The organism is Bradyrhizobium erythrophlei, from assembly GCF_900129425.1.
Taxonomy (GTDB): Bacteria; Pseudomonadota; Alphaproteobacteria; order Rhizobiales; family Xanthobacteraceae; genus Bradyrhizobium; species Bradyrhizobium erythrophlei_C.
In genome coordinates, this window is record NZ_LT670817.1 from 2,488,158 (window position 1) to 2,506,814 (window position 18,657).

Annotated in this window: 13 protein-coding genes; 10 read left to right on the plus strand and 3 right to left on the minus strand. The window is 61.7% G+C overall.

From position 1 onward, the window contains the following. Nucleotides 1-30 precede the first annotated feature (30 nt). Nucleotides 31-1,629, minus strand: a complete 1,599-nt coding sequence (locus tag B5527_RS11610) for an ABC transporter substrate-binding protein (protein ID WP_079601408.1) — start codon at nucleotides 1,627-1,629, stop codon at nucleotides 31-33. A gap of 197 nt (nucleotides 1,630-1,826) precedes the next feature. Between B5527_RS11610 and B5527_RS11615 the strand changes: the two genes are divergently transcribed. From B5527_RS11615 to B5527_RS11640, 6 genes are all read left to right on the plus strand, one after another. Further along, complete coding sequence (locus tag B5527_RS11615) at nucleotides 1,827-3,080, plus strand: NAD(P)/FAD-dependent oxidoreductase (RefSeq protein ID WP_079601409.1); 1,254 nt, start codon at nucleotides 1,827-1,829, stop codon at nucleotides 3,078-3,080. Nucleotides 3,081-3,189: 109 nt separating this feature from the next. Beyond that, nucleotides 3,190-3,447 (plus strand): DUF6489 family protein, encoded by a 258-nt coding sequence (locus B5527_RS11620; RefSeq protein WP_079601410.1) that lies wholly within the window; start codon nucleotides 3,190-3,192, stop codon nucleotides 3,445-3,447. Then, nucleotides 3,444-4,235 (plus strand): esterase/lipase family protein, encoded by a 792-nt coding sequence (locus B5527_RS11625; protein ID WP_079601411.1) that lies wholly within the window; start codon nucleotides 3,444-3,446, stop codon nucleotides 4,233-4,235. The genes B5527_RS11620 and B5527_RS11625 overlap by 4 nt, the downstream gene beginning before the upstream one ends. Before the next feature lie 74 nt (nucleotides 4,236-4,309). Further along, nucleotides 4,310-5,857, plus strand: coding sequence for a WS/DGAT/MGAT family O-acyltransferase (locus B5527_RS11630; protein ID WP_079601412.1), 1,548 nt, complete (start codon nucleotides 4,310-4,312; stop codon nucleotides 5,855-5,857). 15 nt (nucleotides 5,858-5,872) lie between these two features. Continuing rightward, nucleotides 5,873-6,868, plus strand: coding sequence for an alpha/beta fold hydrolase (locus B5527_RS11635; protein WP_079601413.1), 996 nt, complete (start codon nucleotides 5,873-5,875; stop codon nucleotides 6,866-6,868). Between the two features lie 181 nt (nucleotides 6,869-7,049). Then, nucleotides 7,050-10,292 carry a bifunctional cytochrome P450/NADPH--P450 reductase gene (locus tag B5527_RS11640; protein WP_079601414.1) on the plus strand — a complete coding sequence of 1,081 codons (3,243 nt, stop codon included), beginning with the start codon at nucleotides 7,050-7,052 and terminating at the stop codon, nucleotides 10,290-10,292. Nucleotides 10,293-10,562: 270 nt separating this feature from the next. Here the strand turns inward: B5527_RS11640 and B5527_RS43730 are convergent, their stop codons facing one another. After that, entirely contained in the window at nucleotides 10,563-10,802 is a 240-nt protein-coding gene (locus tag B5527_RS43730) for a hypothetical protein (RefSeq protein WP_154072176.1), read from the minus strand. Between the two features lie 420 nt (nucleotides 10,803-11,222). On the opposite strand from B5527_RS43730, the gene B5527_RS11645 reads away from it, so the two are divergent. Further along, nucleotides 11,223-14,408, plus strand: a complete 3,186-nt coding sequence (locus B5527_RS11645) for an efflux RND transporter permease subunit (RefSeq protein WP_154072177.1) — start codon at nucleotides 11,223-11,225, stop codon at nucleotides 14,406-14,408. 12 nt (nucleotides 14,409-14,420) lie between these two features. Beyond that, nucleotides 14,421-15,647, plus strand: coding sequence for an efflux RND transporter periplasmic adaptor subunit (locus tag B5527_RS11650; RefSeq protein ID WP_079601416.1), 1,227 nt, complete (start codon nucleotides 14,421-14,423; stop codon nucleotides 15,645-15,647). A gap of 1,022 nt (nucleotides 15,648-16,669) precedes the next feature. Here the strand turns inward: B5527_RS11650 and B5527_RS43735 are convergent. Continuing rightward, nucleotides 16,670-17,008 (minus strand): hypothetical protein, encoded by a 339-nt coding sequence (locus B5527_RS43735; protein WP_154072178.1) that lies wholly within the window; start codon nucleotides 17,006-17,008, stop codon nucleotides 16,670-16,672. A 306-nt stretch (nucleotides 17,009-17,314) separates the two neighbouring features. On the opposite strand from B5527_RS43735, the gene B5527_RS11665 reads away from it, so the two are divergent. Both B5527_RS11665 and B5527_RS11670 read left to right on the plus strand, forming a co-directional pair. After that, the gene (locus B5527_RS11665; RefSeq protein ID WP_079601417.1) at nucleotides 17,315-17,656 is read left to right on the plus strand and encodes a hypothetical protein; all 342 of its coding nucleotides are present in this window, start codon (nucleotides 17,315-17,317) and stop codon (nucleotides 17,654-17,656) included. Between the two features lie 548 nt (nucleotides 17,657-18,204). After that, nucleotides 18,205-18,657, plus strand: a complete 453-nt coding sequence (locus B5527_RS11670) for a (2Fe-2S)-binding protein (protein ID WP_079601418.1) — start codon at nucleotides 18,205-18,207, stop codon at nucleotides 18,655-18,657.

Here is an 18,657-nt window from a genome sequence, read left to right on the forward strand (position 1 = left end):
TGAAGCCACCGGGACCTTGTGTTTCGAAGTTTACTCTTCCTGTTTGGTCGCCCAATACAGCAGGACCTGGTTGTCGGCACGCTGCGTCAATTTCACTTTCTTCGACACGCCCCAGGCCAGCGCCTGCTGGTGCAGCGGGATGTAGGCCCAATCCTTGTTGGCGATTTCGAACGCATCCTTGATCAGCAGATCGCGCTTGGCGGTGTCGGTCTCGAGCAGCACCTTGTCGGCGATGGCGTCGAATTCCTTGTTGCAGTAGCCGCCGAGATTGGCCTCGCCGCGTGAGGACTTCGGATCATCGCGGCAGCCCATGATGTCGTTGAGAACGTTCTGGGAATCGAGCGAGGCCGGCGTCCAACCGAGCATGTAGAACGACGTCTGGAACCCGCCGGGCTTCAGTACCTTGGCGAAATACTGCGCCTTGGGTTGCGCCAACAGGTTAATCTTGACGCCGATCCGGGCCAACATGCCGACCACTGCCTGGCAGATCGCGGCATCGTTGACGTAGCGGTCGTTGGGGCAGTCCATCGTGACTTCGAAGCCGTCGGGATAGCCGGCTTCCGTGAGCAGCTTCTTGGCGCCGTCCGGATCGAATTTCGGCCGCGTGAAATCCTTTGAAAGCGCGAAGAGCTGAGGTGCGACCATCAGCGCCGACGGCGTCGAGAGGCCGCGCATCACCCGGGTCTTGATCAGATCGATGTCGATCGCCTTGTAGAACGCCTCGCGGACGCGGATATCCTTGAATGGATTCTTGCCCTTGACGTTCGAATACAGCAGCTCGTCGCGGACCTGGTCCATGCCGAGAAAGATGGTGCGCAATTCCGGTCCGGTGAGAACGGTGGCGTTCCCGCTCGCATTCACCCGCGCGATGTCCTGGATCGGAACCGGCTCGATGACGTCGACCTCGCCCGACAGCAAAGCCGCAACCCGCGTTGCATCGGAGCCTATCGGCGTGAAGATGATTTCCTTGAGATTGTGTTCGGGCTTGCGCCACCAGTTCGGGTTCGCCTTGAACACGGTTTTCACGCCGGGCTGATGGCTCTCGATGCTGAAGGGGCCGGTGCCATTTTCGTTGAGCGAGGCATAACTCGGCGTGGTTGCCGAGGCCGGCGTGGGCGCCACCGCATTGTGTTCCTCGCACCACTTCTTGTCCATGATGTACCAGGTATCCCATTGCGAAGTGAGAATGGGGTTGGGCGAGGACAGCACCACGTCTACCGTGTAGTCGTCGATTTTGACAAACTTGGCGTCGGTCGGAATAACCGTCGTGAAGTTAGAACCTTTGGCGCGCACACGGTCGGCTGAAAAGATCACGTCGTCGGCGCTAAAGGGATCGCCGTTGTGGAATTTGACGTTCTTGCGCAAATGGAAGCGCCAGCGGGTAGGTTCCGGCGTTTCCCAGCTTTCCGCCAGTGCGGGAATGATCTTCAGATCCCTGTCACGGGTAACCAGGCCTTCGTAGATATGGGCGTGATGGGCGATGGTGGTGGTTTCCCTGAGCGTATAGGGATCGAGCGATTTGAGATCGCCCTGGTTGGCGTAGCGCAGGGTCTGGGCTGATGCCGGCAACATCGCAAAAGCGACGATTGAAGCGGTGGCCGCAGCAAGCAAGGTTTGACGTACCGACATTTGTTCACGTTCTCCGCTGTGGCGCGCTGTTCAGGTTGCACTATCGGCAGTTATCACCGATCCATGTTGCCAGAGTTTGGCCGCCGCGCAAGCGCGATCTGCTGAAGGCCCAGCCGGTTTGCGCGACGATGCCGCAATAGCTAGGTTCAGTGTGGCAGCGGGCGCACGCGCGTCACATTCAACTTTCGGAGTGCCGGATGGCGGAGCTGAAGGCCGATGTTCTCGTATTGGGCGCCGGCATGGTCGGCGTCAGCGCGGCCTTGCACCTGCAGCAGCGGGGACGGGACGTCATCCTGGTCGACAAGCACGAACGCGCCGGCGAAGAGACCAGTTTCGGCAACAGCGGACTGATCGAAAGCGCCTCGGTTTTCCCCTATATGTTTCCGCGCGATTTCGCGGTGATCCTTCAATACGCGATCAACCGCGCGCCACAGGTGCGCTACCAATTCTCCGACCTTCCGGTTTTTCTGCCATGGCTGGTACGCTACTTCCTGGCATCTCCGCCGGACCGGGCGCTGCACAGCGCGATGGCCGTATTGCCCGTGATCCGGCGCAGCCTGATCGAGCATGAGGCGCTGATCGCGGAAGCCAAGGTGCCGGACTTGCTGCGGCGGACCGGCTGGATCAAGCTGTTTCGCTCCGACGCAACGCTTGAAAACGCGGTGCGCGATTTCGAGCGCGCAAAGCATTATGGCGTCGCGGGCGAAGTCTTCGACAGCAAGGCGATCGCGGCGCGCGAGCCCAATCTGACCGGCGAGTTCGCCGGCGCGCTGTATCTTCCGGCACCCGGATTCGTTCCCGACCCGGGCGCACTCGCAAAGGCCTATGCCACGCTGTTCCAGCGCAAGGGCGGGCGCTTTGTCGTCGGCGATGCGCGAACGCTCGAACAGGTCGCCGGCGGATGGCGGGTCGCGGCGGCCACCGGCGCGGCGATCGCGCGCGAGGTCGTGGTGGCGCTGGGACCGTGGTCCGACCTGGTGTTTCGTCCACTCGGCTATTCGATCCCGCTCGGCGTCAAGCGCGGCTACCACCTGCATCTGGCGCCGCGCGGCAATGCCGTGCTCCATCATCCCGTTCTCGATTCGGATCTCGGTTATCTGCTGGCGCCGATGAATCGCGGCATTCGTCTCACCACCGGCGTCGAGTTTGCCCGCCGCGATGCGCCGCCGACGCCGATCCAGCTTCAGCGGGCGCTGCCGCGGGCGCACGCCTTGTTTCCGCTGGGAGATCCGGTCGACGCCAAACCCTGGATGGGCGCGCGGCCGTGTTTGCCGGATATGCTGCCGGTAATCGGGAAGGCGCCGCGCCATGCCGGGCTGTGGTTCGATTTCGGACACGAGCACCACGGCCTGACGCTGGGCCCCGCGACCGGCCGGCTGCTAGCGGAGATGATGACCGGCGAGACGCCGTTCGCCGATCCCAGGCCGTTTGCGGCCGAGCGTTTCGGTTGACCGCATTGGCCGAATAATGGCTCGGGCCAGGGGCTGGTCCGGTCTTGCGTCCTGCCGCCTGTCGTGGCGATACTGTGAGAAGTGGTTGGACATGCGATCAGGAGCGGACATGAAGGTAAACGTCGAAATAGATTGCACGCCGCTGGAAGCTCGGCAGTTTTTCGGACTCCCGGATGTGCAGCCGATGCAGTTGGCGGTGATGGAAAGGCTCCAGCAGCAGATGATCACCAATATCGAAAAGGTTTCTCCGGAAGCACTGATGCAGAGCTGGTTCACCTTCGACCCGAAAATCGCCGAGCGGTTTCAGGACATGTTTGCGTCCATGGCGGGCCTCGGCGGTACCCGCGTCAGCGACAAGAAAAAGTGACGCCGGTTGAACCGCCGCCGGGGGATCGGCTTAGGCCGCCGGGCCTCGGCCTGCTGCTGGCCGAGGCAAGAGGGATATTCGAATTCAACGCCAGCGTTTTGCTCTCGCCGCTGTTGATGCTCGCGCCAAGGGGCGACGGTCATCCGGTGCTGACCTTGCCCGGGTTCCTCGCCAGCGATCTATCGATGGCGCCGATGCGGCGATATCTGAAGGAGCTTGGCTACGACAGCTACGCATGGAAAATGGGCCGCAACATCGGCGGCGTTTCGCGCCTGCGGGCGGCGCTGCGCGACCGGCTCGCCGAGATTCACGGCGCGACCGGCCGCAAGGTCAGTGTCGTCGGCTGGAGCCTGGGCGGCGTCTATGCGCGCGATCTGGCGCTGCAGGCGCCGGAAATGGTGCGGGATGTCGTGACGCTGGGAAGCCCGTTTGCCAACGACGTCAGGGCGACCAACGCCACGCGGCTTTACGAGGCGCTGTCGGGCGAAGCGGTCGAGGACAATTCCGAGCTTCGAAGCGCACTCGCGGGCGACCTGCCGGTTCCGGCCACGTCGATCTATTCACGCACCGACGGCATCGTGAACTGGCGGACCTGTCTCTTGCGTCCCTCCGATACCGCTGAAAATATCGAGGTTCACCTTGCCAGTCATGTCGGACTGGGCGTCAACCCCGCCGCCTTGTGGGCGGTCGCGGATCGTCTGGCCCAGGGCGAGGGGCAGTTCCGTCAATTTGACCGGTCGGGGCCGTTTGCCATTGCATATGCACCTCGGGAAAATGCACAATCCTGAGGTCCTGGGCCCCAGGACCGTCTGACGCCAGAAGCGCCACCAAGGCGCCGCGTGATCCGTACCGGGAGGGAAGTATGAGTGACGCCAAGAAGCTGTCCTCGATGGACGCGTCGTTTCTGTACCTGGAAACACCGGAAATGCCGATGCATGTCGGCAGCATGGCGATCTTCCGGCTCCCTGAGGATTACAAGGGCGACTTCTTCGAGGACTTCAAGGCGATGATCGCCTCGCGGCTGCATGTGGCGCCGATCCTCAAAGCCCGGCTGGAAAAGGCGCCACTCGACATCGATCACCCCTCCTGGGTCGAGGACGACCAGTTCGATATCGACCGCCATATCTTCCGTGGCAGCCTTCCGGCCCCACACGACCGCGCCACGCTGGAGCGCATCGTCGGCTGGATGCATGCCAAGCTGCTCAATCGCGCCCGTCCGCTGTGGGAGTTCTACGTCTTCGAGGGCATGAAGGACAACGAGATCGGGCTGTATTCCAAGATGCATCACGCCTGCATCGACGGCGGCGCCGGCGCCGCGCTGACCAACATGATCTACGACGTGACGCCGGTGCCAAGGCAGATCGAGCCGCCGACGGCGCAGGCCAAGGTCGGGCAGGAGCCGCGCGACATCGCCGCCAATCTGATCGATTCGTATCAGCAGATATGGCGTCAGCCCTTCGATGCCTCGGCGGCCGCCAAGGGCATCGATCTGCCGCGCTCGGGCAAAAGCGATCTCGGATCGATCCTGTTCGACAACGCCATGTTCCAGATCGAATCCGCGGTGAAGTTTGTCGGCAGCATGCCCGCAATGCTCAAAAGCGTCTCCGATGTGGTTGGAAAGATCTCCGACCCGAAGTCGCGCGACAGCATCGCCAGCATGATGTCGCCGCCGACGATCCTGAACAAATCGATTTCATCGGAGCGCAGCTTTGCCGGGGTATCGATCCCGCTGTCGCAGGCCAAGGCGCTGGCCAAGCAGGCCGGCGGCAAGCTCAACGACGTGGTGCTGGCAGTCTCATCGGGAGTGGTTCGGCGCTATCTGCTGGAGAAGGGCGCGCTGCCGGCCAAATCGCTGACGGCCGCGGTGCCGATCTCGCTGCGGGAAGAGGGCAACACCGACGCCAACAACCAGGTGTTCGGCATGATCTGCTCGATCGCCACCAACGTCGAGGACCCCAAGGCGCGGCTGGAAGCGATCATCGCGCAATCCACCAAGTCCAAGGAGATGTCGCACCCACTGCGGGCCTTGATGCCGCAGGTCTCCAACATTTCGATGCTTGGCGCGCCGATCATGGTGCAAATCCTGGCGCTGCTGTACAGCCGCTCGAGCCTGTCGGACGTGCTGCCGCCGGCGGCGAATATCACGGTCTCCAACGTGCCGGGGCCACGCCAGACGCTGTACGCCGCCGGCGCCGAGTTGCTGCACATCTTCCCGGTGTCGATTTCGACCCACGGGATCGCGCTCAACATCACCGTGCAGAGCTATCGCGATCAGCTGGATTTCGGATTCATCGCCGGCGCCAACATCATTCCCCATGTCCAGGTTCTCTGCGACATGCTGCCGGGGGAATTCGCCGCGCTCGAAGCCGCGTTCGCGCCGCCGGACGATCTGAAAAGCGTGGCAAGCTAGCGCCGGAGACCGACCATGATAGAAATGCCGCCGCTGCAATTCGCCGAAACCAACGGCATTCGGATGGGCTATTACGAAGCCGGCCCGAAGACGGACACGCCGCCGGTCATTCTCTGCCACGGCTGGCCGGAGATCGCGTTCTCGTGGCGGCACCAGATCAAGGCGCTGGCTGGCGCCGGCATCAGGGTGATTGCGCCGGATCAGCGCGGCTATGGCGCGACCGACCGGCCGGAACCGGTCGAGGCTTACGACATCGAACATCTGACCGGCGATCTCGTCGGGCTGCTCGATCATCTCAAGATCGACAAGGCTATCTTCGTCGGCCACGACTGGGGCGGCTTTATCATCTGGCAGATGCCGCTGCGGCATATCGATCGCGTCGCCGGCGTGGTCGGGGTCAACACGCCCCACACCAACCGTGCGCCGGCGGACCCGATCGAACTGTTACGCAAGCGGTTCGGCGAGCACATGTATATCGTGCAGTTTCAGGACTCCGCGCGCGGCGCCGACAAGATTTTTAACAGCCGGGTCGAACAGACCTTCGACGCCTTCATGCGAAAGCCGGCCCCGCGCGCCGAGACCGCGCCGGCGGAGCCGCCGACCGCCGGCGTCGGCGCATCGCCCCGGCTCAACCTGGCGTTTCCGCAAATGATCGCCGGTTACGACGCCAAACACGATCCGCGCACGCCCATCCTGGCTCCGGAAGAAAAGCAGGTCTTCGTCGACACCTTCACAAAGACCGGCTTCACCGGCGGCATCAACTGGTACCGCAACATGTCGCGCAACTGGCAGCGCTCGGCCGACATCGACCATACCGTGCGGGTGCCGTCGCTGATGATCATGGCCGAGAACGATCACGTGCTGCCGCCGTCGGCGGCCGACGGCATGGAAAACATCATCCCCGACCTCGAAAAATACCTGGTGCGCGGCAGCGGCCACTGGACGCAGCAGGAAAAGCCTAAAGAGGTCAGCGCCAAGCTGATCGAATGGCGTAGAAGGCGATTCGGGTGAGGACGTAGGGAAGTTACGCATCGTCGTTGCAGCGAGATGATCCGGGCCGTCATTCCGGGGCGATGCGAAGCATCGAACCCGGAATCTCGAGATTCCGGGTCTGGTCCTTCGGACCATCCCGGAATGACGGCTTCCCGGAATGACGGCTTCAAGACTGGACCAGGCAGGGGACCACCAATCAATGGCGTCGACCAACAGACTGAGCCCGATCCCGCATCCGCCGACCAAACCGGTGGTTGGCAACATGCTGTCGCTGGACTCCACCGCGCCGGTACAGAACCTGGCCCGGCTCGCCAAGGAGCTGGGGCCGATCTTCTGGCTCGACATGATGGGCGCGCCGCTTGTCATCGTCTCCGGCCATGACCTCGTCGAAGAGCTCAGCGACGAGAAACGCTTCGACAAGGCGGTGCGCGGGCCGTTGCGCCGGGTGCGTGCGGTCGCCGGTGACGGCCTCTTCACCGCCGACACCAATGAGCCGAACTGGAGCAAGGCGCACAACATCCTGCTGCAGCCGTTCGGTAACCGCGCCATGCAGTCCTATCATCCGAGCATGGTCGATATCGCCGACCAACTGGTGAAGAAGTGGGAGCGGCTGAACGGCGACGAGGAGATCGACGTCGTTCACGACATGACCGCGCTGACGCTCGACACCATCGGATTGTGCGGGTTCGACTACCGTTTCAATTCGTTCTACCGCCGCGACTACCATCCGTTCGTCGAGTCGCTGGTGCGCTCGCTCGAAACCATCATGATGATCCGCGGCCTGCCGATGGAAAATTGGTGGATGCAGAGGCGTCGGCGCGACCTCGCCGCCGACGTCGCCTTCATGAACAAGATGGTCGACGAGATCGTCGCCGAACGCCGCAAGAATGCGGAAGCCGCCGAGGACAAGAAGGACATGCTCGGCGCCATGATGACCGGCGTCGATCGCGCCACCGGCGAACAGCTCGACGACGTCAACATCCGCTACCAGATCAATACATTCCTGATTGCGGGGCACGAGACCACCAGCGGCCTGTTGTCGTGCGCGCTCTATGCGCTGTTGAAGCATCCCGAGGTTCTCAGAAAGGCCTATGAGGAGGTCGACCGGGTGCTCGGGCCCGATATCGAGGCAAAGCCGACTTATCAGCAGGTGACACAACTCACCTACATCACCCAGATTTTGAAAGAAGCCCTGCGGCTGTGGCCGCCAGCGCCGGCCTACGGCATCTCGCCGCTCAGCGATGAGACCATCGGCGGCAAATACAAACTCAAGAAGAACACCTTCATCACGGTGCTGGTGCTGGCGCTGCATCGCGACCCCAGCGTATGGGGCCCGAACCCCGACGCGTTCGATCCGGAAAATTTCAGCCGCGAGGCCGAGGTGGCGCGTCCCGTCAATGCCTGGAAGCCGTTCGGCAATGGCCAGCGCGCCTGCATCGGCCGCGGCTTTGCGATGCATGAGGCCGCACTTGCCATCGGCATGATCCTTCAGCGCTTCAAGCTGATCGACGTCAACCGCTACCAGATGGTGCTGAAGGAGACGCTGACCATCAAGCCGGACGGATTCAAGATCAAGGTACGGCCGCGCACGGAGAAGGATCGCGGCGCCTACGCCGGGCGGACCACGGCCGCTGCGGCGGCGGTCTCGACATCAGCACCGGCGCCGCGCACTCGAACACGACCAGGACACAATACGCCGCTGCTGGTGCTGTATGGATCGAACCTCGGCACCGCCGAGGAACTCGCGACCCGCGTCGCCGATCTCGCCGAAGTCAATGGCTTTGCCACCAGACTGGCGCCACTCGATGATTTCGTCGGCAAGCTGCCGGAGCAGGGCGGCGTCCTGATCTTTTGCGCGTCGTATAACGGCGCGCCGCCCGACAATGCCACGCAATTCATCAAATGGCTCGGCAGCGAGCTGCCGAAGGATGCGTTCGCCAAAGTGCGCTACGCGGTGTTCGGTTGCGGCAACAGCGACTGGTTCGCGACATATCAGTCGATCCCGCGCTTCATTGACGAACGATTGACGGCGCATGGCGCCAGCAATGCCTATGTGCGCGGCGAGGGCGACGCGCGCGACGACCTCGACGGCCAGTTCGAGGCCTGGTTCGCCAAGCTGCGCCCGCTGGCGGTGAAGCAATTCGGCATCGATTCGAATTTCGATCGCAGCGCCGATGACGAGCCGCTTTACCGGATCGAGCCGGTGGCGCCGTCGGCGGTCAATGCCATCGCCGCACTCGGCGGCGTGGCGCCGATGAAGGTGCTGGACAACACCGAGTTGCAAAACAAGGTCGGCGCCAATGCCTCCGATCGGTCGACCCGGCACATCGAGGTGCAGCTGCCTCCCGGCACCAGCTATCGGGTCGGCGATCATCTCAGCGTGGTGCCGCGCAACGATCCAGCGCTGGTGGATGCCGTCGCGCGCCGCTTCGGATTTCTCCCCGCGGATCAGATCCGGCTGCAGGTCGCCGAAGGCCGACGCGCGCAATTGCCGATCGGCGACACGGTCTCGGTCGGACGGCTGTTGACCGACTTTGTCGAATTGCAGCAGGTCGCGACCCGCAAGCAGATCCAGATCATGTCGGAACATACGCGCTGTCCGGTGACCAAACCGAAACTGCTGGCCTATGTCGGCGACGATGCCGCCGCCACCGATCGCTATCGCTCGGACATCCTCGGCAAGCGCAAATCGGTGTTTGATCTTTTGGAAGAGCACCCGGCCTGCGAATTGCCGTTCCATGCCTATCTCGAAATGCTGTCGCTGCTGGCGCCGCGCTATTATTCGATCTCGTCGTCGCCCTCGGTCGATCCCTCGCGCTGCAGCCTCACCGCCGCCGTGGTCGAAGGCCCCGCGAGTTCAGGACGCGGCCTCTACAAGGGCATCTGCTCGAACTACCTCGCCGGTCGCCGCGCCGGCGAGACCATTCATGCCACCGTGCGCGAGACCAAGGCCGGCTTCCGCCTGCCCGACGACACTTCGGTGCCGATCATCATGATCGGCCCCGGCACGGGTCTTGCGCCATTCCGCGGTTTCCTGCAGCAGCGCGCCGCGCTGAAAGCGAAAGGCGCACCCCTCGGTCCGGCGCTGCTGTTTTTCGGCTGCCGTCATCCCGATCAGGATTATCTCTACGCCGACGAGTTGAAGGCCTTCGCCGCTGACGGCATCGCCGAACTGCACACCGCGTTCTCGCGTGCCGAGGGTCCGAAGACCTATGTCCAGCATCTGATCGCCGCACAAAAGGAACGCGTCTGGAGCCTGATCGAACACGGCGCGATCGTTTATGTCTGCGGCGATGGCGGCAAGATGGAGCCCGACGTCAAGGCCGCGCTGGTGGCGATCTATCGTGAACGCAGCGGCGCGGACGCCGCTGCGGGGATGCGCTGGATCGATGACCTCGGCACCAAAAATCGCTACGTGCTCGATGTCTGGGCGGGCGGATAAGCGGATTTTCAATGCGTCGTCCCGGCGCAGGCCGGGACTCATACGCCGTGTCGTCTCGTTCGAGTAACGCTGTTGGGAATCCGCGGCTGATCGCGGATGCCAGGGGTTGGGTCCCGGCGTTCGCCGGGACGACATGTTGAGAGGCTGTCGCGGGGGCATCACTGTCGTTGATCGGCCTTCGAGGAATGGAACTGCCCGATGGCAGCCCTTTCAAAGTCCGTGAGTTCATACCGCATGGTTCGATGCTCCCCATGCTGCCGCCGCCCGGCATCATTGTGAGCCGCTGGGCGACGTATTAATGAAGCTGTTGCCCGAAGGGTTGTAGAAGCTGTTAGCTCCCGCAGCCGCGCTACCTGCGTTGTTGCTGCTGCTTGTGCCGGAAGGCGCGGCAGTGACACGGCAGGGCGAAGATTTGGAATCACAGCTTTTCTCACGACTGGCCGAGCCACCCTTGGCAAGTGCCGCTGTGCCGGCAAGCGCCGTCGCCAATCCAATTGCTGCCAATTTCATTGCCGTTCTCCTCTGGTGTTGCAGACTTCTCCTCTCGTGTTGCAGACAAAGAAAAGCGGAAAAGCGGCTAATCGGCCGGGTATTCCCACCCATATCATCACAATTTTTTCAGTTCAGGTGATCGTCGAATTTGCACTAGAACCCTGGTGTGAATGCTGCCGATCGCAACAAAGACCTCGTGCTGAAACACAGTCTCGACGATGAACGGCAAGGGGATCCCGTCAATCCAATTCAACGATCACGCACCTGCGTTGGGGCTTTGTTTGGCAGCCGGGTATAGTGGAAGCGGGTTGGGCCTGACGATTCAGAGCCGGTTCGTGCTGCTCCACCCGCTGCCAGGCGGGGTGCTTCGACGTATCGTCGTTAGCGCTAAACGGTGCGATCTTCAAATTCGGGGCTCTGGCTTATGAGTGCAATCGTTTGAGTGCTATCGTCCGGTTAGCTCTTGCGCGTCCGTACACCTTCGTCGTCATGGCGATCTTGATCGCGATTTTTGGCGTGCGCTCGGCGATTGGCACGCCGACCGATATTTTTCCGAATATCAACATCCCGGTCATCTCGGTCATATGGAGCTATACCGGCTTGCCGCCGGACGATATGGCGAACCGCATCGTCTCAATCTACGAACGGTCGCTATCGTCGACTGTCAATGACATCGAGCATATCGAGTCGCAGTCGCTTTCCGGCTACGGAATCGTTAAAATCTTCTTCCAGCCGACAGTGAACATCAGCGCCGCCGAGGCGCAGGTTACATCGATATCTCAAACCATCTTGAAGCAACTTCCTAACGGCATCACCCCGCCGTTCCTGCTGGTTTACGACGCTTCAAGCGTTCCGATCATCCAACTCGCGTTGTCGAGCGACACCCTCTCCCAGACGGCGCTCAACGATCTTGCCGTGAATTTCGTCAGACCCGCGCTCGCGACGATCCCGGGCGCCCAGTTGCCAAACGCCTACGGCGGCGCCGCCCGGCAGGTGCAGATCGATCTCGACCAGAACGCGCTGCGCGCCCACAGTCTCTCGGCGACCGACATCGGCAGCGCGCTCGCCCGGCAGAGCCTGATCACGCCGGTCGGCACCGAAAAGATCGGTTCCTACGAATACACGATCGACCTCAACGATTCTCCAAAAGCCATTGAAGATTTCGATAACCTGCCGATTAAAGTGGTCAACGGCGCGGTGGTCTTCATGCGCGACGTCGCCCATGTCCATAACGGTTCGCCACCGCAGACCAACGTCGTGCAGTCGGATGGCCGCAAGGGCGTGCTGATGTCGGTGCTGAAGATCGGCTCCGCTTCGACCCTCGACATCATCGCGGCCGTAAAAGCGCGCTTGCCGGCCATTCAGGCTACGCTTCCCGAGGGGGTCAATCTCACATATGTCGCCGATCAGTCGGGCTTCGTCAAATCCTCCGTCGCTGCCGTCGTGCGCGAAGGACTTATTGCGGCCGCGCTGACGGGCTTCATGATCCTGGTCTTTCTCGGCAGTTGGCGCTCGACCTTCATCATCACCGTTTCGATACCGCTGGCGGTGCTTAGCTCGCTGATCGTGCTTTCGGCGCTTGGCCAGACCATCAATGTGATGACGCTCGGCGGTTTGGCGCTCGCGGTCGGTATTCTGGTCGACGATGCGACGGTCACCATCGAAAACATCAATCGCCACATGGAGGAGCAGGGCGAAGATATCCTGACGGCCATCACCCACGGCGCGCAGGAAATCATGGCCCCGGCGACGATCGCGCTGCTTTGCATCTGCATCGCTTTCGTACCGCTGCTTTCGCTTGGCGGGGTCGCCGGTTATCTGTTCCGACCGTTGGCGATGGCGGTTGTGTTCGCGATGATCGCCTCTTACATTTTGACCTATACGCTGGTGCCGACGATGGCGCATTTTCTCCTGCGCAACCAGCACCATCATTCGTCTCCCTCGGAAGATGGCGGACCGTCGCCGAAAGGCTTTTTCGCCCGCTTCCAACATGGGTTCGAACATTATTTCGAACGATTGCGGCAAGGCTATCTGGGCTTGCTGGAATTGGCGCTGCAGCATCGTTTCTGGTTCGCCGGCGGCTTCCTCTGCGTAGCCTTGGCGTCGCTCGGCCTCGCTCCGTTCCTTGGGCAGGATTTCTTCCCCTCGATCGATGCCGGAACGATCAGAATTCACATGCGCGCACCAACCGGAACGAGAATCGAGGAAACGACGCGCCTGACCGATCAGGTCGAACAGAAAATCCGCGCGCTGATGCCGCCTGATCGGATAGCGAGCATCGTCGACAATATTGGTTTGCCGAACAGCGGCATCAATATTTCATATGGAAGTTCCGGCACGATCGGCGTCTTCGATGCCGACATATCGGTCAGCTTGAATGAAGGGAAGACCGCCACGGACGTCTATGTGAAGACTCTGCGCGAGAAGCTGCCGGCGGCTTTTCCTGGCACAACTTTCTCATTCCTTCCCGCTGACATCGTCACCCAGATCCTCAATTTTGGCTCGCCGGCGCCGCTCGATGTTCAGATCGCCGGCGCCGACCTCAACGCCAGCCGCGCCTTCGCGAACAAGCTGTTTGCGAAGATCCGCTACATCCCGGGCGTTGCGGATCCCCGCATCCAGGAGCAATTCCAGAACCCCTCGCTGAAAGTCGATTTCAATCGCGAACTCGCCGGCGTCGTCGGGTTGACGGAAAGCGATGCCGCTGCGGCCATTCAGGCGACGCTGTCGGGCAGCACGCAGACGGCGCCAACCTACTGGCTGAACCCGGCAAATGGCGTGTCCTATCCGGTTTCCGTCCAAACGCCGCAATATGGCATCGACACGCTGGGAGAACTCAAGAACCTGCCGTTGGCCGCCGCTCAGTCCACCCAATTGCTGGGAGGCCTCGCAACCTTCTCGCCCGAGCCACTCGATGCGGTCGTTTCACACTACGATATCAGGCCTGTCGTCAACATCTATGCGACGGCGCAAGGCCGGGATCTTGGCAGCGTCGCCGCCGATGTGCAGAAAATCGTCGACGATTCCCGCGCGGACCTGCCCAAAGGTTCGACCGTCACGATCCGGGGTCAGGCGGGCACCATGACGGATGCTTACAGGCAGTTGTTTATCGGTTTGGCCATGTCGATCCTCCTGATCTATCTGCTGATCGTCGTCAATTTCCAGTCCTGGATCGATCCTTTCGTTATCATCATGGCGCTTCCGGCGGCTCTGGCCGGCATCGTCTGGATGCTGTTCCTCACCTTTACGACCCTGTCCGTGCCCGCTCTCACCGGCGCGATCATGTGCATGGGCGTCGCCACGGCCAACAGCATTCTGGTCGTCAGCTTCGCACGCGAGCGGCTCTCTGAAGGCAAAGACGCGCTGACCGCCGCGCTGGAAGCGGGCGTCACGCGATTCAGGCCCGTGATCATGACGGCCTTGGCCATGATCATCGGCATGGCGCCGATGGCGATCGAACCCGGACAGAACTCGCCTCTCGGCCGCGCAGTCATCGGTGGCCTGCTTTTTGCTACTTTCGCGACGCTGGTGTTCGTGCCGGTTTTGTTCAGCATCGCCCATGGACGCCAACCACGTCCCGTCGAGGCCGCCGATCCGGCCGCCGGCGCGCCTTCCCACGCCTAACCTGGAGCACTCATGTCTTCCGAATCCTCCGCCCGTCGCCGCGCCAGGCCGCGCCGGATCTTGTTTTTGCTGGGCTTCGTTGCGGTTTGCGCGATCTCTCTGGCCGCGTTCGGTATCCTCGATCGCGCCAGGGGCAAGCAGGAGGTCAAAGCCTGGACCGACGAGCAAGCGATTCCGACCGTGCGTCTGGTTCAAGCTGAACCCGGTCCGCCGGAACAGTCGTTGCTGCTGCCGGGAAACGTCAGCGCCTTCAATAGCAGTTCGCTGTTCGCCCGCGCCAGCGGCTACGTGACCGCCTGGCATAGCGATATCGGCGCGCATTTGAAGAAGGGCGACGTGCTTGTGACGATCTCGGCGCCCGATCTCGACCAGCAACTTGAAGAGGCGAAGGCGCAGCTCGTCCAATTGCAGGCCGCCGTCGAGCAGGCGCAGGCGAACGCTGATCTCGGCCAGGTGACCAACGGGCGGACGGCGCGGCTCGTCGCTCAGGGGTGGTCGACCTTGGAACAGGGTGACACTGATCGCTTGACGGCGGCCTCGCGGAACGCGGCGTTGGCGGTCGCCAAAGCGAATGTGAGGGCCCAGCAGGCTGTGGTCAACAGGCTCCAGGAGCTGTCCGGCTTCGAACAGATCAAGGCGCCCTTCGACGGCGTCGTCACGGCACGCAACGTCAATATCGGCGATCTCCTCAACGCCGGCGGTACGTCGGGGAGGGCCCTCTACCAGGTCGCCGACATCCATCGCATGCGCATTTTTGTGAATGTCCCGCAAGCGTTCCTTGGCGACCTCAAGCCTGGCGTCAAGGCGACGCTGCATCTGCCCGGGCAGCAGGAGACTTTCGAGGCGGAGCTGACGTCGACCTCAAATGCGCTGGAGGAAACCTCCCGCACCGCCCTGATCGAGCTGCAGGCAGACAATCCCGACGGGAAGCTGTGGCCCGGCGCCTTCACGGAGGTACAGTTCCACATTCCCTCCGACCCCGGCACGTTGCGCATTCCGTCCACGGCGCTGATTTTCGGGACAAATGGAATGCGCGTGGCTGCAGTCGACGCCAACAACAAGGTCGTTCTAAAACCCGTGCGACTGGGCCGCGATCTCGGCAACCGCGTCGAGATTCAATCCGGTCTGTCCTTAACCGATCGGCTGATCGACAATCCGCAAGAATCGATAGAAGCGGGCGCTATTGTCCGTATCGCTGGCTCAGACGTGAAAAGACCAAAGCTCGCCGCCGCAGAATGAGCCGCCCGTCGCATCTACGACGCGCGGTAATGATCATTCGCGAGTGCCGATCAGGATCGGGCTTCCGGCTACGACCCCAAGTCTCCAGCGGGAGATGACGCAACCCCGGGTCACTGCCGCCACCGCTGCACAGGACAATTAATCGTCGCCGTATTGTGCGACCAGCGACGCGATCACGCCTCATTTTCGTTCAGGTCCGGCATTTTTCAGGTTTCACGAATAAAGGTCGCCTTCTCCGGGTCAGGTGGGTAGGGAGGATCGGACCATGCCTGAGGACCACGACTGGAAAGAACGTCGAGATCGGGTAGAGCGCTACCGAATTCTAGCACAAGAGACTACGGACCCAATTGCGGCTCGTTTGCTCCGCGATATCGTTCTGGACCTGGAAGCCGAGTTGGAGGGATCTTTGCAAGGTGCCGGCCTTGATGCTGCATGAGCGTCGATGGCCAAACCGACGCGACTGGACCCGGAAGGGACATTGCCCCTTTTTAGTTCGGTCTGCCCGCAATTGAAGTCGAGCCCACGATGGGCAGTTCATCGCCCAGCGTACCTCTAATGCGGGCAAGCTGCATCTGATCGCAGCGGGTCAAGTCTGCTGACCTTCCAAAGCACACGCCTGCCAGCTCAAATCGATTCCGAATGCATTGAGTGATGTCCTCGTACTGATTTTTGGAGTGAGCGATCGAGACAAGTCAGGTCACGGGGATGTTATGGAAGTTTGCTCGTCACGCGTTTCGTTTTCGATCTTTTGCCGTATTGTTGTGCAGCCTAGTTTACGTCAAGACTGAACGCGGGAGCAGCCCGGCATTCTGAGCAGCGCGGCTGGCTCCAGGTTGAATTCGACCTCGAGCCAGCGCAGCTTGTTGAACGAAGCGCTCGCCGGAAGTTCGTGCCGTCTTCCGATGACTTCTCAACACAAACTCTGACAGGAGAACGCAATGGCACGGCTGCCAGTGATTGCTGCAGCAGTTCTCGCGATTGCTGCATCTGCCCCAGTGATTTGCACGACAACAAGCCCAGCATCAGCTCAGGGATGGCGCGACAGAGATGGCGATACGGACCGCGATCTGCGCGATCTCCTCAGGGACAGGATACGGACGCGGCAGGATCTGCGGGATCTCATCGTCGACCTTATTCAAGACCGGCAGGACATGCGGGGGCGCCTCCGCGAGCGCATCGCCGAGCGGCGCGGTGGTGGAGAGGAGGGAGACTACCGCAACCGAGATGAAGACGAGGATGGTGGAGGCTGGCGCGGGCGCATGCGCGAGCGGATCGGCGAGCGCTTCGCCGAGCGGCACGGCGGCGGCGAGGAGGGAGGCTGCCGAAACCGGGATGAAGACGAGGACGGTGGAGGCTGGCACGAGCGCCTCCGCGAGCGGATCGGCGAGCGCATCGCCGAGCGGCGCCGTGGTGGCGAGGAGGGAGATTGCTATTTCCTCACCCGGAGCTTGCGGGCCCAGGATGGGGATTTGCTCGTCATCGTTCGCCGGCGCGTGTGTCGCGACTGAGCATGGTCCCGAAACGGCCTGCTCTGATTGATCGCGCTTGGCGTCGGTGTTCGAAAAACATCATGCTCCTGCAATGAGCCAGAGCGGGATGACGATCGGACGAAAGTCATCTCGCTTTTAGGTAATGCAACTCAACTTGCTCAAAAGTGGAGACCTCCGATGAACAGGGCCTTTGTCATCACGGCGGTACTTATGCTTAGCCCGTTCCCCGCCTTCAGCCAGAACGCCCCCGGCGGCGAGGGGCATGACTCTTCCTACTCCCGAAAGGATCGTGATCTGGAGGATATCCTCCGCGATATCGGCGACCGCGGTCGTGAGGGGTCGCGCCGCGGCGGCGCCTCCTTCTTCTTGCGCAACGGCGACGCGATGATAGCCGTACGCTGCGACCCGCAGGACTCCATGAAATCATGCGTCGATTCCACTCTCACCCTGTTGGACCGGGCCCGATCGATGCAGCCGTCAGGCGGCACGCCCGGGGGGCAGCAGCCTTCGTCCCGATGACGGTCTGGACAGTGTGGCTCGGTCTGCCGACGGCTCGGTCGCTGTAGGCTTGGATTCCCAAGCGGCATCGCGTTGTTCTGATCGGCGACGCCGCGTTGGCGGCCCCACCATGCGGGTCTAATCGGCTGCGGCATGTTCCTCCCATGCCTTAACTCTCGCCTCGCTCCGCAGTCGCCGGGCGAGGCATTTTCTCTCGTCGCTGCTGCAGACTGCTTGTTGGAAAATGGAAAAGTTCCGGCAATAGTCGCCCCGCTTTCGACAAACGAAAAATGCAAAAACAACTGTCTGTGAAGTCAGCTCCAATTCAACTTCTGATAACGTCACGGCCTTGGCGATAAAGGCCTGACTGCACAACAACCAAAAACTGAATAGAAGCAGGAGGCGTGAGCAAAACGGACTGTCGAACAGATCGTGCAATGAAGTCTGTCAGTCTTCCTGACACGATGAGCGCGTGCGGGAAGTTGAAGCGGTTGATGCGGGCGAATGGAAGCATGTTCCGGCTTGCACCGAACCAGACATCAGTAGCTTAAGAAGAGCGAGAAACGATCATGATCAAGTTGAAGATTAATGGCCAGGAACAAAGCTGGGATGGCGACCCGGATCTTCCGCTGCTTTGGTTTCTCCGTGATGAGGTGGGCCTGACCGGCACCAAATATGGCTGCGGCCAGGCGCTGTGCGGTGCGTGTACCGTCATGGTCGACAAGGAGGCTACGCGCTCCTGCATCACCTCGGTGTCCGACGTGGTCGGCCGCGAGGTCACCACCATCGAAGGCCTTCACCCGACCGGCGATCATCCGGTTCAGAAGGCTTGGCGACAACTCAACGTCCCGCAATGCGGCTATTGCCAGGTCGGCCAAATCATGCAGGCGGCCGCGTTGCTGATACAAAATCCAAAACCGTCCCACGATCAGATAGTTGAAGCGATGTCCGGCAACATCTGCCGCTGCGGCTGTTACCAGCGCATCGAAAACGCCGTGCATCTCGCATCGACGGGGGTGTGA

Bases quoted from the DNA above. Each gene is read 5' to 3' on its own strand.
- B5527_RS11610 (WP_079601408.1), bottom strand. From the start codon at position 1,629: ATGTCGGTACGTCAAACCTTGCTTGCTGCGGCCACCGCTTCAATCGTC.
- B5527_RS11615 (WP_079601409.1), top strand. From the start codon at position 1,827: ATGGCGGAGCTGAAGGCCGATGTTCTCGTATTGGGCGCCGGCATGGTC.
- B5527_RS11620 (WP_079601410.1), top strand. From the start codon at position 3,190: ATGAAGGTAAACGTCGAAATAGATTGCACGCCGCTGGAAGCTCGGCAG.
- B5527_RS11630 (WP_079601412.1), top strand. From the start codon at position 4,310: ATGAGTGACGCCAAGAAGCTGTCCTCGATGGACGCGTCGTTTCTGTAC.
- B5527_RS11635 (WP_079601413.1), top strand. From the start codon at position 5,873: ATGATAGAAATGCCGCCGCTGCAATTCGCCGAAACCAACGGCATTCGG.
- B5527_RS11640 (WP_079601414.1), top strand. From the start codon at position 7,050: ATGGCGTCGACCAACAGACTGAGCCCGATCCCGCATCCGCCGACCAAA.
- B5527_RS43730 (WP_154072176.1), bottom strand. From the start codon at position 10,802: ATGAAATTGGCAGCAATTGGATTGGCGACGGCGCTTGCCGGCACAGCG.
- B5527_RS11650 (WP_079601416.1), top strand. From the start codon at position 14,421: ATGTCTTCCGAATCCTCCGCCCGTCGCCGCGCCAGGCCGCGCCGGATC.
- B5527_RS11665 (WP_079601417.1), top strand. From the start codon at position 17,315: ATGAACAGGGCCTTTGTCATCACGGCGGTACTTATGCTTAGCCCGTTC.
- B5527_RS11670 (WP_079601418.1), top strand. From the start codon at position 18,205: ATGATCAAGTTGAAGATTAATGGCCAGGAACAAAGCTGGGATGGCGAC.